At 64.6% G+C, this 26,387-nt stretch carries 23 protein-coding genes and 1 tRNA gene; 17 read left to right on the forward strand and 7 right to left on the reverse strand.

The features are described from left to right. Positions 1-99: 99 nt before the first annotated feature. Positions 100-486 (forward strand): hypothetical protein, encoded by a 387-nt coding sequence (locus IWX77_RS13920; RefSeq protein ID WP_196845110.1) that lies wholly within the window; start codon positions 100-102, stop codon positions 484-486. A 251-nt stretch (positions 487-737) separates the two neighbouring features. On the opposite strand, the gene IWX77_RS13925 is transcribed toward IWX77_RS13920, so the two are convergent. The 3 genes from IWX77_RS13925 to IWX77_RS13935 are packed head-to-tail and all read right to left on the reverse strand — an operon-like array spanning position 738 to position 5,760. Further along, entirely contained in the window at positions 738-2,366 is a 1,629-nt protein-coding gene (locus IWX77_RS13925) for a GMC family oxidoreductase (protein ID WP_196845111.1), read from the reverse strand. Further along, positions 2,363-3,949 carry an AMP-binding protein gene (locus IWX77_RS13930; protein ID WP_196845112.1) on the reverse strand — a complete coding sequence of 529 codons (1,587 nt, stop codon included), beginning with the start codon at positions 3,947-3,949 and terminating at the stop codon, positions 2,363-2,365. Before IWX77_RS13930 ends, IWX77_RS13925 begins: the two co-directional genes overlap by 4 nt. A 59-nt stretch (positions 3,950-4,008) precedes the next feature. Further along, positions 4,009-5,760, reverse strand: coding sequence for an aldehyde dehydrogenase family protein (locus IWX77_RS13935; RefSeq protein ID WP_196845113.1), 1,752 nt, complete (start codon positions 5,758-5,760; stop codon positions 4,009-4,011). 168 nt (positions 5,761-5,928) lie between these two features. Between IWX77_RS13935 and IWX77_RS13940 the strand changes: the two genes are divergently transcribed. Beyond that, positions 5,929-7,179, forward strand: a complete 1,251-nt coding sequence (locus IWX77_RS13940; RefSeq protein WP_196845114.1) for a PucR family transcriptional regulator — start codon at positions 5,929-5,931, stop codon at positions 7,177-7,179. Between the two features lie 110 nt (positions 7,180-7,289). Here the strand turns inward: IWX77_RS13940 and IWX77_RS13945 are convergent. Together IWX77_RS13945 and IWX77_RS13950 are read right to left on the reverse strand one after the other, a co-directional pair. Then, a tRNA-Arg gene (locus tag IWX77_RS13945) sits at positions 7,290-7,361 on the reverse strand. A gap of 58 nt (positions 7,362-7,419) precedes the next feature. Beyond that, entirely contained in the window at positions 7,420-8,091 is a 672-nt protein-coding gene (locus IWX77_RS13950) for an iron ABC transporter ATP-binding protein (RefSeq protein ID WP_196845115.1), read from the reverse strand. A 42-nt stretch (positions 8,092-8,133) separates the two neighbouring features. On the opposite strand from IWX77_RS13950, the gene argS reads away from it, so the two are divergent. The 8 genes from argS to prfA all read left to right on the forward strand — a co-directional run bounded on the left by argS (position 8,134) and on the right by prfA (position 19,343). Beyond that, positions 8,134-9,810, forward strand: coding sequence for an arginine--tRNA ligase (gene argS, locus IWX77_RS13955; RefSeq protein WP_196845116.1), 1,677 nt, complete (start codon positions 8,134-8,136; stop codon positions 9,808-9,810). A 2-nt stretch (positions 9,811-9,812) separates the two neighbouring features. Next, positions 9,813-10,574, forward strand: a complete 762-nt coding sequence (locus tag IWX77_RS13960) for an LmeA family phospholipid-binding protein (RefSeq protein WP_196845117.1) — start codon at positions 9,813-9,815, stop codon at positions 10,572-10,574. A 130-nt stretch (positions 10,575-10,704) separates the two neighbouring features. Beyond that, positions 10,705-12,138 (forward strand): diaminopimelate decarboxylase, encoded by a 1,434-nt coding sequence (gene lysA / locus IWX77_RS13965; RefSeq protein ID WP_297414013.1) that lies wholly within the window; start codon positions 10,705-10,707, stop codon positions 12,136-12,138. Further along, on the forward strand, positions 12,135-13,472 hold the full coding sequence (locus IWX77_RS13970; protein WP_297414014.1) for a homoserine dehydrogenase: 1,338 nt from the start codon (positions 12,135-12,137) through the stop codon (positions 13,470-13,472). Before lysA ends, IWX77_RS13970 begins: the two co-directional genes overlap by 4 nt. Beyond that, a complete protein-coding gene (thrC, locus tag IWX77_RS13975; protein ID WP_196845119.1) occupies positions 13,472-14,599 on the forward strand; it encodes a threonine synthase in 1,128 nt (375 codons plus the stop codon). Before IWX77_RS13970 ends, thrC begins: the two co-directional genes overlap by 1 nt. After that, positions 14,596-15,543 carry a homoserine kinase gene (thrB, locus tag IWX77_RS13980; protein WP_196845120.1) on the forward strand — a complete coding sequence of 316 codons (948 nt, stop codon included), beginning with the start codon at positions 14,596-14,598 and terminating at the stop codon, positions 15,541-15,543. Before thrC ends, thrB begins: the two co-directional genes overlap by 4 nt. 273 nt (positions 15,544-15,816) lie before the next feature. Continuing rightward, on the forward strand, positions 15,817-18,264 hold the full coding sequence (rho, locus tag IWX77_RS13985) for a transcription termination factor Rho (RefSeq protein ID WP_196845121.1): 2,448 nt from the start codon (positions 15,817-15,819) through the stop codon (positions 18,262-18,264). Continuing rightward, the gene (gene prfA / locus IWX77_RS13990; RefSeq protein ID WP_196845122.1) at positions 18,264-19,343 is read left to right on the forward strand and encodes a peptide chain release factor 1; all 1,080 of its coding nucleotides are present in this window, start codon (positions 18,264-18,266) and stop codon (positions 19,341-19,343) included. Before rho ends, prfA begins: the two co-directional genes overlap by 1 nt. Positions 19,344-19,356: 13 nt before the next feature. Here prfA and epsC read toward each other — a convergent pair whose 3' ends face one another. After that, entirely contained in the window at positions 19,357-19,977 is a 621-nt protein-coding gene (gene epsC / locus IWX77_RS13995) for a serine O-acetyltransferase EpsC (RefSeq protein ID WP_327012198.1), read from the reverse strand. A 3-nt stretch (positions 19,978-19,980) separates the two neighbouring features. Further along, on the reverse strand, positions 19,981-20,916 hold the full coding sequence (cysK, locus tag IWX77_RS14000) for a cysteine synthase A (protein ID WP_196845124.1): 936 nt from the start codon (positions 20,914-20,916) through the stop codon (positions 19,981-19,983). Between the two features lie 85 nt (positions 20,917-21,001). Here cysK and prmC point away from each other — a divergent pair, with 85 nt between their 5' ends. From prmC to IWX77_RS14035, 7 genes are all read left to right on the forward strand, one after another. Then, the gene (gene prmC / locus IWX77_RS14005; protein ID WP_196845125.1) at positions 21,002-21,886 is read left to right on the forward strand and encodes a peptide chain release factor N(5)-glutamine methyltransferase; all 885 of its coding nucleotides are present in this window, start codon (positions 21,002-21,004) and stop codon (positions 21,884-21,886) included. Positions 21,887-21,935: 49 nt separating this feature from the next. Continuing rightward, a complete protein-coding gene (locus tag IWX77_RS14010) occupies positions 21,936-22,748 on the forward strand; it encodes an L-threonylcarbamoyladenylate synthase (RefSeq protein WP_196845126.1) in 813 nt (270 codons plus the stop codon). Between the two features lie 3 nt (positions 22,749-22,751). Beyond that, a complete protein-coding gene (locus tag IWX77_RS14015; protein ID WP_196845127.1) occupies positions 22,752-24,035 on the forward strand; it encodes an MraY family glycosyltransferase in 1,284 nt (427 codons plus the stop codon). Next, positions 24,032-24,502 (forward strand): hypothetical protein, encoded by a 471-nt coding sequence (locus tag IWX77_RS14020; RefSeq protein ID WP_196845128.1) that lies wholly within the window; start codon positions 24,032-24,034, stop codon positions 24,500-24,502. The genes IWX77_RS14015 and IWX77_RS14020 overlap by 4 nt, the downstream gene beginning before the upstream one ends. Positions 24,503-24,697: 195 nt before the next feature. Further along, entirely contained in the window at positions 24,698-25,486 is a 789-nt protein-coding gene (atpB, locus tag IWX77_RS14025) for a F0F1 ATP synthase subunit A (RefSeq protein WP_297414023.1), read from the forward strand. A 53-nt stretch (positions 25,487-25,539) separates the two neighbouring features. Next, a complete protein-coding gene (atpE, locus tag IWX77_RS14030) occupies positions 25,540-25,776 on the forward strand; it encodes an ATP synthase F0 subunit C (RefSeq protein ID WP_079728361.1) in 237 nt (78 codons plus the stop codon). Between the two features lie 29 nt (positions 25,777-25,805). After that, the gene (locus tag IWX77_RS14035) at positions 25,806-26,384 is read left to right on the forward strand and encodes a F0F1 ATP synthase subunit B (RefSeq protein WP_196845151.1); all 579 of its coding nucleotides are present in this window, start codon (positions 25,806-25,808) and stop codon (positions 26,382-26,384) included. Positions 26,385-26,387 lie beyond the last annotated feature (3 nt).

Here is a 26,387-nt window from a genome sequence, read left to right on the forward strand (position 1 = left end):
CGGGCGCGGGGATTTCATGGCGCGGCGCGGCGGGGTGGTGTGGAGGCGTGGTCGAAGAGGTGGGTCCCGCCGGTTTTCTCAGGGACAGTTCTCGGGGGTGTGCAGGTCGAAGAGCGTGGCTCTGCGGACGAGTTAGGTCTTGTTCAGTTCCGCAACCGCCGCAAGCTGGGCGTGATGGATGCATATTCCGATCTGGGCATGCATCCTCGCGGCCACCGTGGGATTCTGCCCGGCTACGACCGCCTTTCGCTGACCTGCTTCCGCAACGCAGGCAAAGTTCTGGCGATACAGGGAGATTCCGAGAAGTTCGACTCGGTGTGCCGGCCCCAAAGCCAGGCCTCGAAGGATCGCTTTCGCCCTCGCCTTTTTGGAGCGCAAAAGATCTGCGCTCCGCGCGAATGGTCATGGCGCTTCGATCGAGCGGCCGCGACTTCGCGAGAGCCAGCGCAGCCTCAGTGCATTCTGAACCGCCACCTTTCGGGGTGAACGCCAAAACCCCACCCTGAAGCCGTTCGGCGCACTCCGTGACGAGGAGCTCATTCACCGCATCAAGCAGCACATCATCGGTCGGGAACAGGGCGCGGAATGCGTGCGGATGAAGCCCAATCTGCTCGCAGACACCGCTGATCAGCCGCTGGTTCACTCCACCACCGGTCGCGAGGGAGACTCTCGCCGCGACCGTGACCCTGCGCCTGGTGAATGAGCGCTACAGCGCGATCCTCGTCGCCGTACTCATATTAATGAACCGAAGCCGCTTCCTCTGCGATCGGCACCGATGCGCGCAGAAGATCAGCCGCCTTCTCGCCGATGATGATGGATGGAGCGTTCGTGTGCCCCCGGATGATCTCAGGCATGATAGACGCGTCGGCGATGCGAAGTCCCTGCACTCCGCGTACACGCAACTCCGGGTCGACCACCGATCCAGTATCCGATCCCATGCGAGCGGTGCTCGTCGGGTGGTAGAGGGTCTGCGAGAACTCATCGATAACCCTTGCATCTCGCTCGGCTGGCGCCTGTGCATCTGACCCGGCGGGTTGAATGAACTTGCCATCGCCCCGCGTGGACGCGAAGGCCGTGGCGGCAAGGATGCGCTCACACACGCCGAGGCCCGCGAGCAGTGTCGCGCGATCTTCCCCTTCCGGGTCTCCGAGATAGTTCGGATCGATCAGGGGCTTCGCGAGCGGATCGGCGGACGCGAGTCGCACGGTTCCGAGGCTCTTTGGCTGCAGCAGGATAGCGCCGACGCTGACGCCGTGCCTTGGGGCGGCCACAAGCCCCTCACCGATGTACGGCACGGCGGCGAAGAGCACCTCAATGTCAGGGAAGGCGAGGGACGGGTCGGTCTTGACGAACCCGTACGCCTCCGCAATGTTGGAGGTGAGCATACCGCGCTGCTGCGAGACGAAGTCGTTGAGCTGGTCTTCGGTCTCGGCGCCGAAGAGGGTGTCATCGTCGGTGTCGACAGCGAGTGCCGCGAACAGGTGATCGCGCATATTCGAACCGACCTCCGGTGCATCAACGAGAACGGTGATTCCGAGGGAGCAAAGGTGCGACGCATCGCCGATGCCCGACAGCATGAGAAGCTGCGGTGTGTTCACCGCCCCGCCGCTCAGCACGATCTCGCGGCGCGCGGAGACTGAGGTCGGGGTGCCCTCGCTGAGGTACTCGACACCGACCGCGCGGGTTCCCTCGAAGAGTACGCGAGTGACGTGGGCCCCGGTGCGAACAACCAGGTTGGAGCGCTCGGCTGCCGGCGCGAGGTAGGCGGCCGACGTGTTGTGGCGCATGCCGCCACGCTGGCTCACCATCGTCTGGCTGACCCCCTCAGGGTGTGCCGAATTCGGGGCGACGAGTGGCATGCCGGCCTCGACGGCAGCCTCGAGGAAGGTTGCGGTGTGCGACCGCGGACTGCGTTGGTGCGAAATCGAATTCGCTCCGTTCGTGCCCTGGTTGGGATCCGTGTTGCCCTCGACCGCCTCCGCCTTGAGGAAATACGGTAGGAGCGCCTCGTACGACCAGTCGGCACCGGCGAGCCTCGCCCAGTTGTCGTAATCGGCGGCGAATCCGCGCACCCACATCATGGCGTTGAGGGAGGATGAGCCGCCGAGCACCTTGCCACGTGGCCAGTAGACCGACCGCCCCTCGAGCTCGCCCTGCGGCTCGGTCTGGTAGTTCCAGTCGGCGTCGGACTTGAATAGCTTTGGGAATGCCGCCGGGATAGCGATCTCCTGCTTATCGTCGACACCGCCGGCTTCGAGCAACAAAACGGAGATGCTCGCATCTTCGGTGAGCCGAGCGGCGACAGCTGCTCCGGCCGATCCTGCGCCGACGACGACGTAGTCGAATTCTTCAGTGCTGCTACTCATACCAGCGCTCCTTTTGATCGCAGATCCTTGCGCAGGATCTTGCCCGACGCCGACTTCGGGATGAAGTCGATCATTTCCACCTGTCGAACCTTCTTATGCGGGGCCACTCGCTCGGCGACCCAAATCATGACGTCCTCCACCGTGATCGTTGCCTTCGGCTGCAGCCTCAGGAATGCTTTGGGCACCTCTTCACCATTGGCGTCGATCACGCCGATGACAGCGGCGTCGGCGATCTGGGGATGGCCCAGCAGCAACGCCTCGAGTTCCGCGGGTGCCACCTGGTACCCCTTGTACTTGATGAGCTCCTTCAGCCGGTCGACGACAGTCACGACCCCCTCGGCACTCACCGTCGCGATGTCGCCGGTGTGAAGGAATCCGTCGGCGTCGAGAGTCGCCCGGGTTGCCTCATCGTTGCCGAGGTAGCCCACCATGATGTTCGGGCCACGACACAGCAGTTCGCCGGGCTCACTCACACCCACCGTCGGGATCTCTATGTCGCCTCCGGTGAGCGGGTCGACGATGCGGCACTGCATGTTCGGCACCGTGAGACCGACCGAGTTCAGGGGGATGTCGGTTCGACCTCGAGGCATGGCGTGCGACACAGGGCTCATCTCGGTCATTCCGTAGCCCTGAAGAACCTCGCAGTTCAGTCGCTCGGCAACATCGCCACCGACGATGCCGTCCAGGGGCGCCGCCCCAGAGAACACCGTGCGAAGGCTCGACAGGTCAAATTCGGAGACCAGCGGATGCTTCGCCAGCGCGACCGCGATGGGAGGGGCGATGAAGACGTACGTGATGCGCTCGGACTGGATGAGGCCCAGGAAATCGGCCAGATCGAATCTCGCCATGGTCACCAGGGTCGTCCGTTGCGCGAGGGATATGTTGAGCAACACCGTCATGCCGTAGATGTGGAAGAACGGGAGCACAGCCAGAACGCGATCATCGGCCATCACCCCGACGAGGGGTGCCGACTGCGCGACATTCGCCACGAGGTTGCGGTGGGTGAGCATGACGCCCTTTGCTTTGCCCGTCGTTCCCGAACTGTAGGGCAGCACCGCCAAGTGCGTCGCCGGATCGAAACTGACATCGGGCGCGGGATGAGTCTCGCCGACCAGGTCGGCGAGACCCGTGCTCCCGTCGACCTCTCCGAGGCTGATGATGCTGTCAGCTGCCACACCGGCCAGTTTCCCGGCTTCCGCAGAGATGGGGAACAGGGTATCCGCTGCGATGATGGCCACCGCTTTCGAGTCGGTAAGCTGCGTCGCCATCTCGCCTGCCGTGGACAGCGCGTTGACCGTAGTCGCCGTCGCGCCAGCGCGAAGAATCCCGTGGAACGCCACGGCGAAAGCGGGTCGGTTCGGGGAATGCAACGCCACGACGCTGCCCACACCGATGCCACGAGCGGCGAGTGCTCCCGCTACGGCTTCGACCTGGCGCACCAGCGCGCCGTAGGTGGTGGTCTCACCGGTCGCCCCATCGGTGAGGGCGACGCGGTCGGCGGATGCGCGGTCGAGCGATCCGAAGAGGTAGTCAAATACGCTTAGATCTGGGATTTCGACGTCGGAAAAGGGACTGCTGAACACGGCGGCTCGCCTTCTTGCTCTGGATCATTGGTGGGAGAGCGTGCGGGATGACCTGGTGGTTAGGCCCGGAACGCCGCGAGGAAGATTGCGGGCATCTTCAGCCATGACGGCTTGGCCGCAAACCCGGCGAGACGACGTCCCGTAGTCGCGGCGGAACGCGCCTGCACGAACCATGGCGGCTTCGGGAAAAGAGTGAATTCTCCGTGCGCGAACGATCGCGGGAACGGCCGGAACGGGCCGCGGACGATCGTACGCTCGGGCCGATCGATGAGCAGGGCGTTGTGAACAGTTCCGATGCCGCTTTGCACATTGTCGATGGTGGCGCCGGGGAATGCACCCCACGATGCGGTTGCGGTGAGAAATCCGAGGCCGGTCCACGCGTTGATGGCGATCGTGCCGTAGCGCAGGCGTGCAATGGCGTCGAGGAACCCGGTCCCGAGCTGCCGGATGACCTTCGGTTCGACAATGAGGTTGGCGCCCAAGGTACCGACGAACTCGTCATTGGCGAGAGTGACAGCAGCGTCGAGGAAGGTCTGGCCTGTGCCAGGAACTTCGACAACACCCAGCACCGGGGAGAAATATTCCGTGGTGAGCACATTCGATGGGTCGTCTTCGGCTTGGACATCGATCAGCAGGCGGCAGCCGTCTTTACCCATGCGCTCGGCAGCCGGGTAGGCGGCTGATGCGGCGCTCATTCGACCATCGCTACCGGGATACCAGGCTGGGCGTTGAGCGGCCGCCGCAAATGCCCGTCGGAGTTCGGCGAGGAACGCTTTTTTCTGGGGCCAGTTGCTGCTGACCACAACCACCTGGCCGGCAATGCAGTTGTAACCACCATTGTGCAGGCGCTGGGTGACGACGTGCTCGGCCTGGTAGCGCAGATCACGCTTTGTCCATGCGCTCGGCACGATGATGATGGGCGACACTCCGCCGAGTTCGCTGGTGATGGGCTTCGCGAGCAACGGGCTGCCTGCTGCCTTGCGGCGCGCTGCATCCTCGCCCGTCCCCCAGACGATGGCATCGTGAGTTGCCGCACTCCCGGTGATGTGCACGTGAGCAATGCCATCGTGCTGCGTGAGATACGCCCCAACGTCTGCAGCGCCCTGTACGATGCGAAGCACCCCGAAGTCGATCAAGGGGGCGAGAGCCTTGTCGAAAACAGATTTCATTCCGGCCATGACCGGATTGAGCTTCAGCAGCACCGACCGGTTGTTTGCGACAATCTCGTAGATCACGTCGAGCGGCGGGATCGACGTGATGTTGCCGGCACCGAGAACGAGTCCCACTCCGCCCGACATCGTTGGCGTGAGCTCACCAAGTCCGGCGCTGGACCGCACCTCCCCGGCAGAGCGGCCCGGAGCCATCCAGACCTCAGCGCTGAATCCGTGCAGCAGCAACCACTCATGCCCGTTGGTAGGAAGCACCGGGATGGTGACGCGACCGCCGGGCGCCGTTCCGAACCGGCGTGTGGCGAGAGGGCTCGTCCCCGCAGCGAGTGCTGCGACGGAATGGGTGAGGGTACCTGCGCCCGAAAGGCACGCATAGGGGCCGGCGATCCATTCTTCCCCGACGAGCGGGGATGAAGGATCCAGTCCCTTGATAGCAGCGGCCGTCTCCGCCCATTCCTGGGCGGCCCCGGTCATTGCCGCGTGCACAGACCCAAGCAATCCGGCACGTTCGGAAAGTAAAGTCCTTGCCCAAAGCTTGGCACCCGAGGCCAACTCAATGATGGCCGCATCGAGAGCATCGCGCTGTTGCTGGTCGAGGGCCGGAATGGCCCGTGTCCTCGACGTCGGATCGGTGATGGTCATCAATCTCCCTTGATTGTTACCTGACAGCGCCTCGAATCCAGGGTTGCCGTGACCGCCCAGTCTGGACTCCGCTGTCGGCGATAGCGATAGGCCGCCGCCGCGACTTCGGCCGCCGGCGTTGTGCGGCTGCACAACCATTCGGCATAACCACCGGATTACACTGGGTGCATGAAAAGCAATGAAGCGCCGCAGAGTCTGCCGAGCCCGGATGCGATGGTGGAGGGCGCGCGGGAGATCTTCTCGGACATGATCGACTCGGTCGGCGAGTTGTCTGACAGCGTTGTTGCCCAGATTATCAACGGCGAGCACGATTACGCCGAGAGCGCCCTGGCCGCAGGTGTGCTCGAAGGTATTGTGCACGACAACCTTGAGGCGATCCTGCAATGCCTGCTCGGCATCAATGACTCGCTCGCCGCCCCACGGCACGCGGGCCGCGTGAAAGCCGAGCACGGTATCCCCATGGCGAGCCTGCTGCACGCATACCGGCTTGCCGGTCTGCACCTGTGGGACGCGATGATGGCGAAGGCGACGACACCCGAACACGCAACCGCGCTGCTCACCGCATCATCCGGAGTGTGGGGCATCATCGACCGGTACTCGAGCGCCGCCGCGGAGACGTACCGAGAGGTCGTCGACGAACGGGAGCGCAAAGACCAGCAGAGCAAGAACGTCATGCTGCTCACGATTCTGGAAGGCGAGTTCTCGGGCGACCCCGGTCGAGCGGTCCGCGCTCTTGGTCTTCCACACCAGGCAACCTTCGTCGTTCTTGCCGTCGAGATGCGGCACTCGGACGATGATCCGATTCCCGCTATCACCGACCGACTGCGAGGTATGGGCGTGAGCTCGGCATGGGCCCCATGGAAAGGTGAGTACCTGGGCCTGCTCGGAAGCGGGGCGGGTACGCACCCGTCCGCCGCAGCGCACGCACTTGCCGAATCCGTGAGTTCACGAATCGGGGTGAGCCTGCCGCTTGAATCTCTTCAGCACGCGCCTGCCGCGGTTCGGCAAGCGCTTCTCGCCATGCGCTGCATCGCCCCCGCCGCAGTGGGAGTGCATCTCTACGGCGCAGCCCCAATCGACACCATGCTCGTGTCTCAACCCGCATACGCTGCCGAACTCCGCGACGGCGTTCTCGGCGGACTGGCCGACCTTGAACCGGATGATGCCCGCGTGCTGCTCGACACGCTCGAAGGCTGGTTCGCCACCGACGGCTCGACCGCCGAGTGTGGCAAGCAACTTCATTGCCACCGAAATACAGTCCTGCACCGCTTGGGTCGGATAACCGAAATGACCGGCCGCTCCGTAGCGAAACCCGGCCAGGCCGCCGAACTCTTCATCGCACTTCGAGCGGTGCGACTGGCCGGCTTATGGGCAACCCCCGTGCGTGCGCCCCTGCGGGCAGCTCCGAGGAGCGCCTGAGGACGGCGACATTGGGTAGTCCCGAGAATACGGTTTAGTTCAGGTACGGTTTAGTTCAGGTGCCCTTAGATGGTTCCGCTTGTCCGAACTGGCGTGTCACGTGACAAGTGTGCCCCCAGGCAGATTCGAACTGCCGCCCCTGCCTCCGGAGGGCAGTGCTCTATCCCCTGAGCTATGGGGGCCAGGGTGTTTCAAGGTTAGCATCCTGGCCCGGCCGTCACGACCCACCGGCGGCATTCGCTACCCGAGGTGAGTGAGTACCGCCGACATGAGGCCTTCCGCGGCACCGGGCTCGTTGTAGAACGCCGGCGAACTCATGGTGACCCAGTACGTGCCGGTGAAGACCTGGGCCTGACCGCTGCCACCGGCGTAGGTGAAGAAACCGTCGACGGTCGGCGGGGTGCCGTAGGTCGGAACGGCTTGGCTGTCGGCATCCGCCTTCTGCTTGAGCGTGGTCATCAACACGTCGTTGGGTGCCACGACCGAGACCTCAATGAGTTCACCGCTCGACTGGTTCGACCAGCCGCAGGTCAGCCCGTTGTAGGTCTGTGCGGTCTCGGCCAGACCGCCGGCAGCTGGCGAGTAGTCGGGCGCGGTGCCGTAGTTCGGGTTGAAGTTGTAGACATCCTGCAGCGTGAGCAGCTGGTCACAGGTCTGCGCGATCGGCGCGCCGGTCGCTTCCGGCGTCGGCGACGGCGAGGGTGCAGCACTCTCGCTCGGGTCAGCGGATGCCCCGCTCGTCGCCGCTGCGGAATCCGACGGCGTTGGGGTGTCGCCACCACTGCACCCGGTCAACAGGAGGGCGAACAACGCGCCACCGGCGAGCACCAGGCCGGCTTGTCGGCGCGTGGTACGCGCGGCGGTAAGCGCGGCGGTACGAACAAAAGAGGGGTAGAGGCGTGTATCAGTCACGCGTTGACCTTACCAACAGGAGGGGGCCGGTACGATTGAGCAGTGACTCCTGCCGAACTCTCCCAGTCCCTTTTCGACCTCATCCGGGGCGTCAGCGAACGCCGACGCGAGGTTGACACGGTCGGGGTAGACCTCGGACTCACCCTCGCCGACGTCGCCGTCGAACGCCCGCGAAACCGCGACCACGGCGACTGGGCCTCGAGTATTGCGCTGAAGATCGCCAAACCCCTCGGTGCCAACCCGCGTGACATCGCGGCCGAACTGGCTGCTGGTCTCGAAGAGTTGACGGATGTCGCATCCGTTGAAATCGCCGGCCCCGGCTTCATCAATATTCGCCTCGAGGCGGCGGCGGCGGGCGCACTGGCCAAGACCATCGTCGACCAGGGCACAGTCTACGGCACCGGCCACCTGTATGACGGCCTCAACATTAACCTTGAATTCGTCTCGGCCAACCCCACCGGCCCGATTCACATGGGCGGCGTGCGCTGGGCCGCGGTCGGCGACAGCCTGGCCCGGGTGCTGCAGGCCGAGGGCGCCGATGTGACCCGCGAGTACTACTTCAACGACCACGGTTCGCAGATTGATCGTTTTGCCCGCAGCGTGCTCGCCAGCTACCTCGGTGACCCCACCCCCGAAGACGGTTACGGCGGAGGCTACATCGGCGATATCGCCGCCAACGTTCTCGCGACGTACCATGGCGACGTCGCCGCCCTCACGCGCGAGGAACAGCAAGAGGTGTTCCGTTCCATCGGCGTTGATCTCATGTTCACCGAGATCAAAGACAAGCTGCACGGCTTCGGCGTCGACTTCGACGTGTACTTTCACGAAGATTCCCTGCACGAATCCGGCGCCGTCGACCGCGCCATCGAGCGACTGCGCGAACAGGGCCACATCTTCGAAGCGGATGGCGCCATCTGGCTACGCACGACCACATTCGGTGATGATCGCGACCGGGTCATCATTCGCTCAAATGGTGAACCCGCTTACATCTCGGGCGACCTCGGTTACTACCTCGACAAGCGCGAGCGCGGATTCGACCAGTGCCTGATCATGCTCGGCGCCGACCACCATGGTTACGTCGGCCGCATGATGGCGATGGTTTCAGCCTTCGGCGATGAGCCCGGCGTGAACCTGCAGATTCTGATCGGCCAGATGGTCAACCTGCTCAAAGACGGCGAACCGGTGCGCATGTCCAAGCGGGCCGGCACCATTGTCACCCTCGATGACCTCGTCGACGCGGTCGGCGTCGACGCCGGCCGCTACGCCCTGGTGCGCTCGAACAGTGATTCGCAGCTCGACATCGACCTCGACCTGCTCGGCAAACGCACCAACGACAACCCCGTCTTCTACGTGCAGTACGCCCACGCCCGCACCTGCTCGGTTGCCCGCAACGCCGCCGCGAGCGGTGTCGAACGCACGGTCTTCGCCCCGGAATTGCTCGTGCACGACAGCGAATCCGCGCTCCTCGGCGTGCTGCAGGAGTTTCCCCGTGTCGTCGCCCAGGCTGCTGAACTACGCGAGCCGCACCGCGTGGCCCGCTACATCGAAGAGGTCGCCGGCTACTACCACCGCTGGTACGACAACTGTCGCGTCATTCCGCTCGGCGAGGAACCGGTCACCGACCTGCATCGCACCCGCCTGTGGCTCAACGACGCGACCGGCCAGGTGATCCGCAACGGCCTCGGCCTGCTCGGCGTCACTGCCCCGGAGCGCATGTAGCCATGGCGGGAACTAAACGTCGCGGCGTCGTTTCGCTGATCATCGTCGGCGTGATCGCAATTCTGCTCGTCGTCGCCTATTTTCTCGTCGACAACGGGGTGCGCGCGGTTGCGCAGGATCGCGCCGAAACCGAGATCAGCAACCGGATGCCCGCTTCCGTGACCGGCGACATCACCGTCACCATCGGCGGCACGTCCGTGATCGCACAGTTCATCGCCGGCAGCTTCGACCAGATCGAACTGACCGCGCCGAACCTGACGGTCGACGGCGTGCCGGCATCCGTTCACGTGATTGCCCACAACGTATCGACGAACACCGCAAAGGCCATCGGCTCACTCAACGCCACGCTCGACCTCGACCAGAACGCCCTCAACCAGCTCGTGCAGGCCTCTGGTACCGCCCCCGCTGACGCCGTAATGACCCTCGGAGACGGCACGGTGGCCTATACCGGCACGGTGCAGTTGTTCGATTTCAACGTCGGCTACAGCGCCACGGCCAGCGCCAGCGCCGCCGGCGATACGCTGAACTTCGCGCCCACCGAAGCCACCGTAACGAGCGGGGTCGGCGACATCGACGCAACCCCCCTCGTCGACCTGATCCTCCAGCGGGCGCCGATCGCAGTCTGCGTCGCGAGCTATCTTCCCAAGGGAGTTGAGCTGAGCGGCGTCGACATCTCGCCCACACGTGCACGCGTTAAGCTGGAGTCGAACAGTCTTATGCTCACCGCGCAGTCGCTGACCACCCTCGGCAGCTGCTCCCGCTAATTCGAACCTCGTGCGACAGTAGAATATGGCCAGGTACGCCCGGTCACCGGGTTGGCCTATTTTCCGGCTTCAGGGACCAATCCGGGTTCGCTCGCTGAGATTCCCCTTCGACTCTCGTGAGGTAGTTCCCGTGACACCTGATCCCCTTGAACGCACGCCCAATCCGCTGGCGCCCGCGTGGCTGCACCAGCCCGCCGACGCCAACGCGCTCGCGCCGGGTCTCTGGCCCACCTCGGCTGAGCGCACCAGCACCGGCGAACTCGTCTTCGGCGGGGTCAGCGCCGCGGCCCTCGCCGCCGAATTCGGCACGCCCCTCTATATTATCGACGAAGCGGATGCTCGCGCTCGGGCGGCAGAGCTGCTCGCCGAGTTCCAGGCCGAGTTCGCCCGCATCGGCACGAGCGCCAAGGTCTACTACGCCGGCAAGGCCTTTCTCTCGACCGAGGTCGTGCGCTGGATGATCGCCGCTGGCCTGAACATAGATGTGTGTAGCGGCGGAGAACTGGCCGTCGCGCTGGCCGGCGGCGCCGACCCGGCCCGGCTCGGTTTTCACGGCAACAACAAGTCCCTGGCCGAACTCGACCAGGCCACCCGGGTCGGTGTCGGCACGATCGTGATTGACAGCGAGGTCGAAATCGGCCGCGTCGCCGAAGCCGCTGCCCGCAACGGTCGGGTGCAGAACGTGCGCCTGCGCGTGAACAGCGGCGTGCACGCGCACACCCACGATTTTCTCGCCACCTCCCACGAAGACCAGAAATTCGGCATCGTACTCACGGACGCTCCGAGGCTGGTCGGGCTGATTCGCGCCGAAGCCGCACTCAACTTCGTCGGATTGCACTGCCACATTGGCTCGCAGATCTTCGGCGCCGAGGGATTCGCCGAGTCGGCCGCTCGGCTGTTGGACGTGCACGCCGAGCTGCTGGCCTCCGGCCCGGTACCCGAGCTGAACCTCGGCGGCGGCTTCGGCATCGCCTATACGAGTGCCGACGAGCCCACGCCGATACGCGAACTCGCCGTGGCCCTGGCAGACATCGTCGCCACCGAGTGCGCGCGACTGAACATTCCGCTGCCGGTCGTCGCGTTCGAACCCGGCCGCGTCATCATTGGTCCCGCCGGCGTGAGCCTGTACCGGGTCGGCACGACCAAGGCCGTCGACGTCTCGGGCGCCCCGCGGCTCTACGTCAGCGTCGATGGCGGAATGAGCGACAACGTGCGCCCGGCCCTCTACGGCGCCGACTATGCGGTGCGCCTCGCCGATCGCGCGTCGACCGCTCTTCCGGTGCTCGTGCGCATCGCCGGTAAACACTGTGAGAGCGGTGACATCGTCGTCGATTCCGACTACCTGCCCGGTGACGTGACTCCCGGCGATCTGCTCGCCGTACCCGCCACCGGCGCCTACTGCTGGGCGCTCTCCAACAACTACAACTATCAGGGCCGCGCGTCCGTCGTTGCCGTACTGAACGGATCAGCGCGCGTGCTCGTGCGCGGTGAAACGATCTTCGACCTGCTCGCGCGCGACACCGGGGCGGCGCCGTCTGGCCGCACCGACGTAGGAGAATCTTGAAGATCGAATACCGGAATCTGCGCGTCGCCCTCCTCGGTGGTGGATCCGTCGGTGCCCAGGTGGCCCGCCTACTACTGGAACAGGGCCCGGAGCTCGCCAACCGGGTCGGCGCCACCCTGGAACTGGTCGGCATCGCGGTTCGCGATGTGAACGCGGAACGCACCGTCGACCTGCCGCGCGAGCTGTTCACGACCGACGCCGCAGAACTCATTCTCGGCGCCGACATCGTCATTGAACTCATGGGAGGCATCGAGCCGGCCCGCAGCTACATTCTGCTCGCGATCAGTTCCGGAGCGGATGTCGTCACCGCGAACAAGGCGCTCCTGGCCCTGCACGGGCCTGAGCTGTTCGCGGCCGCCGACCAGGTCGGCGCTCAGCTCAACTACGAGGCCGCGGTTGCCGGGGCCATTCCCATCGTGCGCCCGCTGCGCGAAAGCTTCGCCGGCGACCAGATCAAGCGCATCCTGGGCATCGTCAACGGCACCACGAACTTCATCCTTGACCGCATGGATACGCAAGGGTCCAGTCTCGGCGACGCGTTGGCCGAGGCCACCGCGCTCGGTTACGCGGAGGCCGACCCAACCGCCGATATTGACGGCTATGACGCGGCGCAGAAGGCCGCCATTCTGGCCAGTCTGGCGTTTCACACGACGGTACCGCTGGCATCCGTTTATCGCGAGGGCATCACCTCTGTCACGCCGGCGCAGATCGAATCGGCCCGCAAGGCCGGCTATGTCGTGAAGCTGCTCGCGATCTGCGAACGCGTCACCGACGAGAACGGCGTCGACGGCGTCTCAGCGCGGGTCTACCCGGCGATGGTGCCGCGCAGTCATCCGCTCGCCGCCGTGCACGGCGCCAACAACGCCGTCTTCGTCGAGGCGGAATCCGCCGGCAGCCTCATGTTCTACGGAGCCGGAGCCGGAGGAGTCGAGACGGCCTCGGCCGTACTCGGCGACGTCGTCTCCATCGCGCGGCGTCACGTCGCCGGCGGGCCGGGAGTTGCTGCGTCCAGCCACGCCGCCCTGCCGGTCTTTGACATCGGCCGGGTCACCACCCGCTATGCGGTAACCCTCGAGGTCACCGACGAACCCGGCGTGCTCGCGACCATCGCGAGCGTGTTCGGCAAGCGCAAGGTGTCGCTCGCGCTCGTGGAACAGTCCATGACGCCGGCCGTGATCGGCACGGCGAGTCGTGCAGCCCGCTCGGCCACGGCTACCCTAGTGATCGGGACCCATGACGCAACGGAGGCCGCACTCGCCGCCACCGTGCAGGACCTGGCCACCAACAGTTTTGTCAGCGAAGTCGCATCCGTTTTGAGAGTTGAAGGAGTTTGATGTTTAGCCCAAGCGAGACCCGCACCAACCTGACCACGCCGGGCGCGATAGTCAGCCGCCAGTGGCGCGGGGTGTTGAACGAATACTCCGACCGACTGAACATCTCGGCCGCGACCCCGATCATCACCCTCGGTGAGGGTGGAACGCCGCTCATTCCGGCCGCCGCACTCTCCGCGCGCACCGGCGCCAAGGTCTGGATCAAGTTCGAGGGTATGAATCCCACCGGGTCGTTCAAGGACCGCGGCATGACCATGGCCGTCTCCAAGGCCGTGGAAGACGGAGCGAAAGTCGTCATCTGCGCCTCAACCGGCAACACCAGCGCCTCCGCTGCCGCGTACGCCGCCCACGCCGGCATCACCGCCGCCGTGCTGGTGCCCGAGGGCAAGATTGCCATGGGCAAGCTCAGCCAGGCCGTCGCCCACAACGCGCAGCTGCTGCAGGTGCAGGGTAACTTTGATGACTGCCTCGACATCGCGCGCGAACTCGCCACCAATTACCCGGTGCACCTGGTCAACTCGGTCAACCCCGACCGCATCGAAGGCCAGAAGACCGCGGCATTTGAAGTCGTCGAAGTGCTCGGCGACGCCCCCGACTTTCAGTTCGTTCCGGTCGGCAATGCCGGCAACTACACCGCCTACTTTCGCGGCTACAGCGAAGAGGTCGCCCGCGGCGCCACCTCGAAGCTGCCGCGCATGTTCGGCTTTCAGGCCTCCGGCAGCGCCCCGATTGTTCTCGGCCACCGTGTCGACCACCCCGACACCATCGCCAGCGCCATCCGCATCGGCAATCCGGCGTCGTGGGACCTCGCGCTGAACGCACGTGAGCAGAGCGACGGCTACTTCGGTGCCATCACCGACGCGAAGATTCTTGAAGCCCACCGTATTCTCTCGGCCGAGGTCGGTATTTTCGTGGAACCGACATCCGCTATCGGAGTCGCCGGCCTGTTCGAGCGTGCCGAGGCCGGGTTTATTCCGAAGGGCTCGACCGTGGTCATCACGGTCACCGGTCACGGTCTGAAGGACCCGCAGTGGGCGCTGCGTACCGCCGACGGTTCCGACGTTGTGCCCACCATTGTTCCGGTCGACACCGCTGAAATCGCGAGCGTGCTTGGCCTGGCCAAGGCATGACCAGGCCCGTTTCGCTGATCGGCCGCGCGGTATCGGTGCAGGTGCCGGCCACGACGGCCAACCTCGGTCCCGGCTTCGACACTCTCGGTCTGGCGCTGGCCAAGTACGACAAGCTTGAGGTGACCGTGCGCAGCGAACCCGGCGTGTTCGTCGAGGTGCACGGCGTCGGTGCCGGTCTGGTACCCACCGACGAGAGCAACCTCGTCGTGCGGGCGATCATTCACACCTTCAAAGCCGTCGGTCAGCCCATGCCCGGGCTCAACATCGTCGCGTACAACGTCATTCCGCACGGGCGCGGCCTCGGCTCCTCCGGCGCAGCCATAGTGTCGGGCATCATGGCGGCGAAGGGACTGCTCGAGGGAATCGTTGACATCGACGCCGAAATGCTGCTCGTGCTCGCCACCGAGATGGAAGGTCACCCCGATAATGTCGCCCCGGCGCTGTTTGGCGGCCTGACCATTGCCTGGACCACCCCGGAGGGCCCGCGCCACAAAAAACTCATGGTGCATCGCGGTGTCAAGCCGCTCGTGGTCGTGCCCGCGCAGGAGATGTCCACCGCTCTCGCACGCAGTCTGCAGCCGGCCTCGGTGCCACATGAAGACGCCGTCTTCAACCTGTCGCGATCCGCGCTGCTGATCGCCGCGCTCATCCAGAGCCCGGAACTGCTGCTCGCCGCGACCGAAGACAAACTGCACCAGAGCTACCGCGCCGCCGCCATGCCGGAGACGAACAAACTCATCACCCTGCTGCGCGCCGCCGGCTTCGCGGCCGTCGTGTCCGGTGCCGGGCCATCGATTCTCGTGCTCGCGAGCGACCCTGGACAGCGCCTGGTCGCTGCCGAACTCGTCGCGAGCCAATCCGAGACCCCCTGGCGTGCCCTCATGCTCGCCGTTGATGTACAGGGTGCGACCGTGCATCCGCTCACCCAGGAGAACGCCGCGTAGCGAGCGTTCCGATCGAGCCGACGTGCCGCACGCACGTCGGCTCGACTGGCGGGGGAGTGCTAGGGTAAGGGTGCACCCGATACCAACCGCCCACGGCGACACCCTCTCCGGTGCATTCCCTGTACCTCACTGCTATTGCGATTTCGTGCGTAGCTGTGCGTGTTTACACCAATCCCCTCCATTTGTCGGATTGGATCACCCGCAGCGCATTCGTCGCTGCACACATCTCTCCTGGCCTGAATTTTCGTTCGGCAGGGGAAAGGAACCCCCTTCGTGACTGATGTCAACCTCCGCGCCGCTGGCTCGGACCTTCCTCGCCTGAGTGCCCTTCGCGTGTCCGAGCTTCAGGCTCTGGCCCTTGAACTGGGAATCTCCGGCGCTTCCAAACTTCGTAAAGGAGAACTCGTGGACGCGATCACCACGGCTCGGTCCGGCACCGATCAGGCCAGTGCCGCTGCTCCGGTCGAGGCTGCTCCGGTCGAGGCTGCACCGGTCGAGGCTGCACCGGTCGAGGCTGCACCGATGGATAGCCTCGCCGAGGCGATCGATACCGCCCCGCGCAAGCGTGCACCGCGTCGTGCCAGCACCAACACCGCCGCTCCCGCCAAGTCCCACGTCAATGCCGACGCCAGCACCGGATTCGGCATCATCCTGCCCGACGCACCGGCCGCCGGCTCTCGTATCGCGCGCAACGCCCGCAATGTCGTGGCGGCACCAGTGGATGGCGCGGCATCCGCTTCAGAGAGCTCCGCACCCGATACCGACAAGCCGGTTCGCCAGGCGCGCAAGCGCGTGCAGGTCGCACCCGTGCACCTCGATGACGCCGCCGCAGTGGTTGCCGACTCCGCCGATGCTCCTGCTGAGACCCTCGCCGACTCACCGGCTCCGGACGCACCGGCCCCTCGCCGCGCGTCCCGTCGCGCTTCGTCGCAGCGCACCGCCGCTGTGACTCCCTCCGAGTCGCCCGCAGGGTTTGACGGAGTGGCTGTCGAGGTTGCAGCCACCGACGCGCTCGAGGTGTCGACCGACGCACCAGCTGATGCACAGGTCGAATCAACCGACGAGTCGATCGACACAGCGGCCCCCCGCCAGGGCCGCAGCCGCAGCCGCAGCCGCGGGGGCGCTGACCGCGCGCAGGCTGCTGACCGCAACCAGGGTGAGAACGCCCCGGCCACCGATCGCCAAAACAGCCAGAACAGCCAGAACAGTCAGAACAGTCAGAACAGCCAGAACAACCAGAACGACCGCGGTCAGAACGACCGTAACCAGAACGGCACCAACGACGAGGGCATGACGCGGGCGCAGAGCCAGCGTCAGGCTCGCAACGAGCGCAACCAGGAGCGCAATCAGGAGCGTGCCCAAGCGCAGGCCGACCGCAACCAGGGCCAGAACGACCGGGGCCAGGACCGGAACCAGGACCGTAATCAGGGTCAGAACGACCGTGGCCAGGACCGGAACCAGCTCGACGACGACCTGAACGGCCGCGGCAACCGCAACCGGTACCGTGACCGCAAGCGTCGCGGCCCGAACCAGGGCGATGACTTCGAACCCGAGGTCAACGACGACGACGTTCTCATTCCCGTCGCGGGCATCCTCGACGTGCTCGACAACTACGCCTTCGTCCGCACCTCCGGCTACTTGCCCGGTGCGAGCGACGTCTACGTCTCGCTGGGCCAGGTCAAGAAGTACAACCTGCGCAAGGGTGACGCCGTCGTCGGCTCCATTCGCCAGCCGCACGAGGGCGACCAGTCCGGGCGTCAGAAGTACAACGCCATCGTCAAGGTTGACTCGATCAACGGGCAGACCGTTGAGGAGGCCGCGACCCGCGTCGACTTCCACAAGCTCACGCCGTTGTACCCGACGGAACGCCTGCGCCTCGAAACCGAGCCCGGAAAGCTCACCCAGCGCATAATCGACCTTGTCGCCCCGATCGGCAAGGGGCAGCGCGGTCTGATCGTCGCACCCCCCAAGGCCGGCAAGACCATCGTCATGCAGCAGATCGCGAACGCCATCGCCACCAACAACCCCGAGGTGCACCTCATGGTCGTCCTGGTCGATGAGCGACCCGAAGAGGTCACCGACATGCAGCGCACGGTGAAGGGTGAGGTCATCGCCTCCACCTTCGACCGTCCCGCCGAAGACCACACCACGGTCGCCGAGCTCGCCATCGAGCGCGCCAAGCGTCTGGTCGAACTGGGCCACGACGTCGTCGTACTGCTCGACTCGATCACCCGCCTGGGCCGTGCCTACAACTTGGTGGCACCTGCCTCCGGTCGTATCCTCTCGGGCGGCGTCGACGCATCCGCTCTGTATCCGCCAAAGCGTTTCTTCGGTGCGGCTCGCAACATCGAGAACGGTGGCTCGCTCACCATCCTCGCCTCCGCGCTCGTGGAGACCGGCTCCAAAATGGACGAGGTCATCTTCGAGGAGTTCAAGGGCACCGGCAACATGGAACTGCGGCTGTCACGCCAGCTGGCCGACAAGCGCATCTTCCCCGCCGTTGACGTGAACGCATCGGGTACCCGGCGCGAAGAAATGCTGATGAGCGCCGATGAAGTCAAGGTCACCTGGAAGCTGCGTCGCGCCCTCGCCGGGCTTGAGCAGCAGCAGGCGCTCGAACTCATCCTCGGCCGTCTCAAGGAGACCTCCTCGAACGTAGAATTCCTCATGCAGGTTCAGAAGTCGATGCCGACCCTGAACGGGTCAGACAAGGACAAATAATGTTCGAATCCGTCCTCACGCTGCTGGCCGAGCACGACGACCTGCAGTCACAGTTGGCGGATCCGGAGCTGCACGCGAATCCGGCCCGTTCGAAGAAGGTCAACCGGCGCTACGCCGAGCTGAGCCGCATCATCGCGGCGTACCACGTGTGGAAAGAGGTCGACGATAATCTTGAAGCCGCTCGTGAACTCGCCGATGAAGATGCTGCCTTCGCCGAGGAGATCCCGGATCTCGTGGAACAGCAGGGCGTTGCGGCCGAGAAGCTGCGGCGCTTGCTGATTCCGCGCGACGAACTCGACGCCCGTGACGTCATCATGGAAATCAAGATGGGGGAGGGCGGTGCCGAATCGGCACTGTTCGCCGCTGATCTCCTGCGCATGTACCTGCACTACGCCGAGTCGAATCGCTGGAAGACCGAGATCATCGAGCAGACCTCGAGCGATCTCGGCGGAATCAAGGATATCCAGCTCGCGATCAAGGGATCGTCGAGCGACCCGGCCGAGGGCGTGTGGGCCCACCTGAAATACGAGGGCGGCGTGCACCGCGTACAGCGTGTTCCGGCGACCGAGTCGCAGGGACGCATTCACACCTCCGCAGCCGGCGTGCTCGTCTTCCCGGAGGTCGACGAACCCGAAGAGGTCGAGTTGCACCCGAACGACCTCAAAATCGATGTCTACCGGTCGAGCGGCCCGGGCGGCCAATCGGTCAACACGACCGACTCGGCTGTACGCATCACCCATCTTCCGACCGGAATCGTGGTCGCGATGCAGAACGAGAAGTCCCAGCTGCAGAACAAGGAAGCGGGCATGCGTGTGCTGCGTGCCCGGGTTCTGGCCCGCCAGCAGGAAGAGATCGACGCGGCGGCGAGCCTGGTGCGCAAGGGGCAGATCCGTACGATGGATCGCTCAGAACGCATCCGCACGTACAATTTTCCGGAGAACCGCATCGCCGATCACCGCACCGGCTACAAGGCGTACAACCTGGACGCCGTGATGAACGGAGCTCTCGGCCCCGTCATCGACTCCTGCATCCACGCCGATGAGGAAACCCGTCTGGCCGAGCTCGGCGACCCCGAGTAGCCGGCGAATTGGGTCAGAGGTAGTATTCGGGTTCGACGGTGCCTCCCCGGGCCGACTCCACCGTCGCGGGGGTTTGCGGGCGAATCGTCGCCGGTACGCCCACCAGCAGCGACCGCGGCGGGGCGTCCTTGGTCACGACCGCGTTCGAGCCGATCGTGCTCCACGCCCCGATCGTGATCGGGCCGAGCACCTTGGCTCCCGCACCCACCGTGACGCCATCGTCGAGAAACGGATGCCTCCGCACCCCACGCGCATGCCCGTGACGGCTCTTACCACCCAGCGTCACCCCGTGGTAGAGCATCACGTCCTTACCGAGCACGGCCGTTTCACCGATCACGACACCCATGCCGTGGTCGATGAACAGGCGGCGCCCGATCGTTGCGCCCGGATGAATCTCAATTCCGGTCAGAAACCGGGTCACCTGCGATACCAGGCGGGCTGGCAGGTGCTGCCCGGCCCGCCAGAGTCGATTCGCAACCCGATACGACCAGACTGCGTGCAGCCCGCTGTAGGCGAGAAAGACCTCGATGTTGCTCCGCGCAGCGGGGTCGTGGGCGCGCGCGGCCGCAATGTCTTCACGGATGCGTGAAAAAGGATTCATGTAGGCAGAGACAGCATTCTCGTAGTCCCGCAGGTCTTAGTCCAGCAGGTCTTCGTACAGCACGGTCGAAATGTACCGCTCGCCGAAGCCGGGAATGATGACGACGATGGTCTTGCCAGCGTTCTCGGGCAGTTTTGCCTGCTCGAGCGCGGCCCAGACGGCGGCGCCGCAGGAGATGCCGCCGAGGATGCCTTCCTCGGTGCCGAGTGCGCGTGCCGTGGCGAGGGAGTCGGCCAGCGTCACATCGGTGATCGAGTCGTAGACCTTGCGGTCCAGGACTTCCGGCACGAAGTTTGCGCCCAGACCCTGAATCTTGTGCGGACCGGGGGTACCGCCGGTCAGGATGGGGGAGTCGATGGGCTCAACACCGACGACCTTGAGGCCCGGCTTTTGCTCCTTGAGGTAGCCGCCGGCTCCGGAGATGGTGCCGCCGGTGCCGATGCCCGCGACAAGAATGTCAACGGCACCCTCGGTGTCATTCCAGATCTCCACGCCGGTAGTCGCGCGGTGGATGGCCGGGTTGGCCGGATTCGTGAACTGGCTGGCGAGTATGGCGCCCGGCGTGTTCGCGACGATCTCGGCGGCCTTTTCGACCGCGCCGCGCATGCCATCGGCTCCCGCGGTGAGCTCGATTTTGGCGCCGTAGGCGCGCATCATGACGCGGCGTTCCTTGCTCATGGTTTCGGGCATCGCCAGAATGACCGTGTAGCCGCGGGCGGCACCGACCATGGCGAGGGCGATGCCCGTGTTGCCGCTGGTCGCTTCGACGATGGTGCCGCCGGGCCCCAGCGAACCGTCCTTCTCGGCCGCATTGATCATCGCAACACCGATGCGGTCCTTCACGCTGCTGGAAGGATTATAGAACTCGAGCTTGGCGAGTACGGTCGCGCCGAGGCCTGTGGTCAAACGGTTCAGTTTGACGAGGGGGGTCCCACCAACGGCTTCGGTGATATCGGAATAGATCTTTGGCACGAGGGCAACTTTCGTTCGGTGGAAAAGGCCGAGTCCAGCCTATGTCCCCCGGCTGAATAGCGGTCGGTGAGTTACATTTCAGTACGTGCCTTCTTCAGATTCTGCCCTACCCCCCACCCTGCGCTCCTTACGAAACCGAGCGATCAGCCTGCTCACCGCGGCCGGCATCTCCGACCCCGAGGTCGATGCCGACCTGTTGATCGGCCACGTACTCGGGCAGAGCCGCGGCGAGGTGCAGGCCGGCAGCTTCCTGAATCGGACCATCAGCCACGCGGATGCCGCCACCATCGACACCCTGCTTGCCCGCCGCAGCACACGCGAACCCCTCCAGCACATCACCGGCCGCGCCCCGTTCCGCTCCCTCGCCCTGAACGTGGGGCCGGGGGTGTTCGTGCCGCGCCCCGAAACCGAGCAGGTCGCCCAGTTCGCCATCGACGCGCTGCGCTCCATGCCCGATCCAGAGCCGATCGGCGTCGACCTCGGCACCGGAAGCGGCGCAATCGCCCTGGTCCTGGCCACCGAGGTGCCGCACGCGCGCATTTTCGCGATTGAAAACTCGCCGGAGGCCTTCCCCTGGACCACTCGTAACTTCGAGGAGATCGGAGCGCGTAACGCCACCCTCGTCTTCGGCGACCTCGCCGACGCGTTCGTCGAACTCGACGGTACGGTCGCCGTCGTCATCTCGAATCCGCCCTACATTCCCGCGGATGCGATTCCCCGCGACCCCGAGGTGCGCCTGTTTGATCCCGCCCACGCCCTGTTCGGCGGTGTCGACGGCCTCGACGTGGTACGCAGCGTATCGGCAACCGGCCTGCGCCTGCTGCGCCCCGGCGGTGTGCTCGTGATCGAGCACGGCGAACTGCAGGGCGCCGCGATACGGGAGTTGCTCACGAACGATGGCTGGCGTGCACCAGCCACCCACCGCGATTACACCAGCCGCGACCGGGCCACCACCGCGCTGCGCCCTTAAACCGCCCGCATCCGCTCTTCACAACCGCGCTGAGTTAGAATTACCGGAAATGACACGTATCTACGATTGCACGAGCGACTCGGAAACGAGCGAGTCTGACTACGCGGCGCACATCACACTGGCGCGCGCGGCCATCGGCCGCGGGGCGCTCGTGGTCATCCCCACCGATACGGTTTACGGTGTGGCCGCTGACGCGTTCAACGCCGAGGCGGTGCAGCTGCTCCTCGATGCGAAGGGCCGCAGCCGTCAGTCGCCGCCGCCCGTTCTCATTCCCAGCATTCCCACCCTCGACGCTCTCGCCGTCGACGTGCCGCAGCCGGTGCGCGACCTGGTCGCGGCGTTCTGGCCGGGTGGATTGACGATCATCGTCAATGCCCAGCCCTCGCTGGTCTGGGATCTGGGTGAAACCCGCGGCACCGTGGCGCTGCGCATGCCGAGCAACCAAATCGCGCTCGACCTGCTCGCCGAAACCGGCCCGCTCGCCGTATCGAGCGCCAACCTCAGCGGAATGCCCGCAACCCGTGACGCGCAATCCGCCGAAGCGGCGCTCGGCGAGAGCATCGACGTCTACCTCGACGGCGGCACGGCCGGCGGCACCTATGAAAGCGCGTTCGGCCAATCGGGAGACGGCTCGTCGACGATTGTTGACGCCACCGGGTTCGAAACCAACGGCGGTTTCCTCCGTATCGTACGCAGCGGCGTCATCTCCCGAGACGCACTCCTGGCCGTCGTGGGCGACGTGCTGGCGGCCGCACCGGCTATTCCCGGAACACCGGCAGAACCGGTTGATGCGGATGCGACACCCACCATCGCCGCACCGTCCCAAGACGAATCTCAGGGCGAAACGGATGCCAGCCGGTAGACCATGACCCTTTTCATTCTGCTCGCGTTCGTTTCGGCGATCGTCACGTTCGTGCTGTCGATCGTGGTCTACAAACTCAGCCACAAGTACCATCTGTACCCCAAGATTCGCGAACGTGACGTGCACACCCGCCCCACCCCGCGCCTCGGCGGCATCGCCATGTTCCTCGGCATCCTGGTTGCTTTCGGAATCGCCTATCTCCTCGCGGGGGCCTTTGCGCCGCTCCGACTCGTATTCGCCGATCCGCAGCAGATTCTCGCCATTCTCGGTGCGGCCCTGCTCATCGTGCTCGTCGGCGTCGCCGACGACATCTGGGACCTCGACTGGATGACGAAACTCGCCGGTCAGTTCATCGCCGCCGGGCTCGTCGCCTGGCAGGGCGTGCAAATCTACTCCCTGCCGATCGGGGGCTTGACGGTCGGTAGCGGCTGGATGTCGATTGTGTTCACGGTCGTCGCCATCGTTGTGGTCATGAACATGATCAACTTCATCGACGGCCTCGACGGCCTTGTCACCGGCGTGGCCCTCATTGCCAACGGTGTGTTCTTTCTCTACAGCTATCTGCTCGTGCGCGACACCTCGCCGACCAACTACTTCAACCTCGCCTCGCTCATCGCCGCCATTCTGGTCGGCGCCTGTGTGGGTTTCCTCCCATTGAACTGGCACCCGGCCAAACTGTTCATGGGCGATGCCGGAGCGCTTCTCGTCGGCCTGCTCATGGCCACGAGCGCCATCGCCATCACCGGGCAGATCGACCCGACCGCCATCAACCGCTCGCAACTCTTTCCCGCGTTCATCCCCATCCTGTTGCCGGTGGCGATCATGATCATTCCGCTGCTCGACTTCGGGCTGGCGGTGTTCCGGCGGGTGCGGGCCGGCAAATCGCCCTTCAGCGCCGACCGAAAACACCTGCACCACCGGCTGCTCGATATGGGGCACTCCCACCTGCATGCCGTACTGATCTTCTACGGGTGGACAGCCGCAGCCTCCGTTGGATGCCTGCTCTATTACATCCTGCCGGTCTACTTCGCCCTGCCGACCTGGTACGCGACCATCTTCCTGGTGACGTCGCTGCTCACCTGCACCATCGTCACGCTCGCCCCACTCGGCCGCCGCAAGACCGGTGAATGGGTCAGTCAGTCGGCACCCGCACAAATCGCTGTGCTCGACCAGTACGACCCGCTCGACGAGGCCGCCATGCCAACACGATCAGTTCCAGCACCGTCAGTCACCACAACGACACGAGCGACCGTACCCGCTGCGGCGCCTGCCGAGGAGAACGCATGACCAGCGCCACCCCACCAGCCCAGCCGACGTCGATCCCCGTGCTGCGTCGCATCCTCGTCTACGGGGCGTACGTCGCCCTCGCCATCGCCGTGGTCGGTTGCGTCGTCGGCTACCTCGTCGACGGCGGCACCGGTGTGCTCAGCGCCCTGATCGGAACGGTCATGTCCGTCGCCTTCATGGGCATCACGGCCGGCAGCATTCTGCTCGCCAATCGTATCGCCGGAAACGAGTCCGCCATTGGCGGCTTCTTCGGCATCATCATGGGTGGCTGGCTGCTCAAATTTGTTGTCTTCCTGGTGTTGCTCGTGGTGCTGCAGGATCGCTTGTGGATCCAGCCGATGGTGCTGTTCCTCTGCATTATTGCGGGCGTTGTGGGGTCCCTTGTCGTGGACGCTGTCGTCGTGATGAAGAGCCGAATGCCCTACGCCAGCGACGTCACGTTGCCCACAGCCCCAGTGGACGAGTAACCCTTCTACTCATCCGCCCACGGATCCCGGTCTCGATTCGGCTCAGCGCCTGATCTTTGCTAGAGTAAAAAACGATCCCACCCCGGTTTGCACATGCTTTACAGCGTCGTAAACCCGCCCATATTCGTCGTTGCGCGAGCAGAGCTCACCGCCCCGAAACAGGAGAAAGCGCTGCTAGAAATCGCCGTAAACCTGATGGTCCCGTCTGCCACCGGCGACGGTGAATTCAACGGTCCCTCCATCAATGAGTTCTTCCCCGATGTCATTTTCTTCGAGGGTACCAACTTCGAGATCAACCGCATTATTCTGATTCGCTTTCTTGCGGTCGCGGTCCTGATGCTCGTCTTCTGGCTCGGCACCCGTCGCATGAAGATCATTCCGACCCGCGGCCAGAGCCTGGCCGAAATGGGACTCGACTTCGTTCGCGTCAATATCGCCGAAGACCTGCTCGGCAAGAAAGATGGCAGGCGGTTTCTGCCGCTTCTGACGACCATCTTTTTCATGGTGCTGTTCATGAACATCACGGGAATCATCCCGTTCCTCAATATTGCCGGCACCTCGGTGATCGGGGTTCCGCTGCTACTCGGTGTTATTTCCTACGGAACCTTCATTTACGCCGGCGTGAAGAAGAGCCCGGTTAAATTCTTCCGCAACTCGCTCTTCCCTCCCGGAGTTCCGCCGTTCCTGTACATCATCGTCACGCCGATCGAATTCATCTCGACGTTCCTGGTGCGCCCGGTCACCCTCACGCTTCGACTCATGATGAACATGATCGTCGGGCACCTTCTGCTCGTGCTGTTCTTCAGCGCCACCCAGTTCTTCTTCTTCACTGCGGATGGCGGGTTCAAGCTCTTCGGCGCTGGCACCCTCGTCTTCGGCTTCGCCTTCACGCTCTTCGAAGTGCTGATTGCCGTTCTCCAGGCTTACATTTTTGCCCTACTCACCGCCGTCTACATCCAGCTCGCGCTGGCTGAGGAACACTAGACACTTTAGGAATCCGGCACTCGCCGCATTCACCATCACGGAAGGAAACATACGTGGACGCAACAACCGTTCTCGCGGAAATCAACGGAAACATCGCGACCGTCGGTTATGGCCTCGCAGCCATCGGCCCGGCAATCGGTGTGGGTATCGTCGTTGGCAAGACCATCGAAGGTGTCGCACGTCAGCCTGAGCTGGCCGGCCGCCTGCAGGTGCTGATGTACATCGGTATCGCCTTCACCGAGGCGCTCGCCTTCATCGGCATCGCCACCTACTTCATCTTCACGAACTAGTCCTCTTCACTACTCAGTTAGGAGGCATGATGCTTCACGCAGTAATTGCAGCCGCGACGGAAGAAGCGACGAAAAACCCGCTCATCCCAGAGGTTTACGACATCATCTGGTCGGCGGTCTGCTTTGTCGTGATTTTGTTCTTCTTCTGGAAGCTCGTGCTCCCCAGAATGCAGAAGCTCCTTGACGACCGTGCAGAAGCCATCGAGGGCAACATCGCCAAGGCCGACGAGGCCCAGCGCAAGGCCGAAGCTGCACTCGTGCAGTACACGGCCCAGCTCGCTGATGCTCGCGCTGAAGCCGGTCAGATTCGTGACCAGGCCCGCACCGACGGCCAGCGCATCGTCGCTGAGCACAAGGAGCAGGCTGCGGCCGAAGCCGGTCGCATCGCGGCCAGTGCCAAGACGCAGATCGAAGCCGAACGTCAGGCCGCCGTCGTGTCACTCCGGAGCGAAGTGGGCGCCCTCGCCATTGACCTCGCCTCGGGTGTCATCGGTGAAAGTCTGTCCGACGACGCGAAAGCCAGCGCCATTGTCGATCGTTTCCTGGCGGAACTCGAAGCCAGCGAAGTACCGTCTCACGCAGCAGCTCCATCAGCAGGAAAGATCTAACAA

Origin of the sequence: Cryobacterium sp. CAN_C2, from assembly GCF_015751745.1 — a bacterium.
In the GTDB taxonomy this organism is placed as follows: Bacteria; Actinomycetota; Actinomycetes; order Actinomycetales; family Microbacteriaceae; genus Cryobacterium.

Coding starts and splice junctions, on each gene's coding strand:
- IWX77_RS13925 (WP_196845111.1), bottom strand. CDS start 2,366: ATGAGTAGCAGCACTGAAGAATTCGACTACGTCGTCGTCGGCGCAGGA.
- IWX77_RS13935 (WP_196845113.1), bottom strand. CDS start 5,760: ATGACCATCACCGATCCGACGTCGAGGACACGGGCCATTCCGGCCCTC.
- IWX77_RS13940 (WP_196845114.1), top strand. CDS start 5,929: ATGAAAAGCAATGAAGCGCCGCAGAGTCTGCCGAGCCCGGATGCGATG.
- IWX77_RS13960 (WP_196845117.1), top strand. CDS start 9,813: ATGGCGGGAACTAAACGTCGCGGCGTCGTTTCGCTGATCATCGTCGGC.
- thrC (WP_196845119.1), top strand. CDS start 13,472: ATGTTTAGCCCAAGCGAGACCCGCACCAACCTGACCACGCCGGGCGCG.
- thrB (WP_196845120.1), top strand. CDS start 14,596: ATGACCAGGCCCGTTTCGCTGATCGGCCGCGCGGTATCGGTGCAGGTG.
- prfA (WP_196845122.1), top strand. CDS start 18,264: ATGTTCGAATCCGTCCTCACGCTGCTGGCCGAGCACGACGACCTGCAG.
- IWX77_RS14010 (WP_196845126.1), top strand. CDS start 21,936: ATGACACGTATCTACGATTGCACGAGCGACTCGGAAACGAGCGAGTCT.
- IWX77_RS14015 (WP_196845127.1), top strand. CDS start 22,752: ATGACCCTTTTCATTCTGCTCGCGTTCGTTTCGGCGATCGTCACGTTC.
- IWX77_RS14020 (WP_196845128.1), top strand. CDS start 24,032: ATGACCAGCGCCACCCCACCAGCCCAGCCGACGTCGATCCCCGTGCTG.
- atpB (WP_297414023.1), top strand. CDS start 24,698: ATGGTCCCGTCTGCCACCGGCGACGGTGAATTCAACGGTCCCTCCATC.
- IWX77_RS14035 (WP_196845151.1), top strand. CDS start 25,806: ATGCTTCACGCAGTAATTGCAGCCGCGACGGAAGAAGCGACGAAAAAC.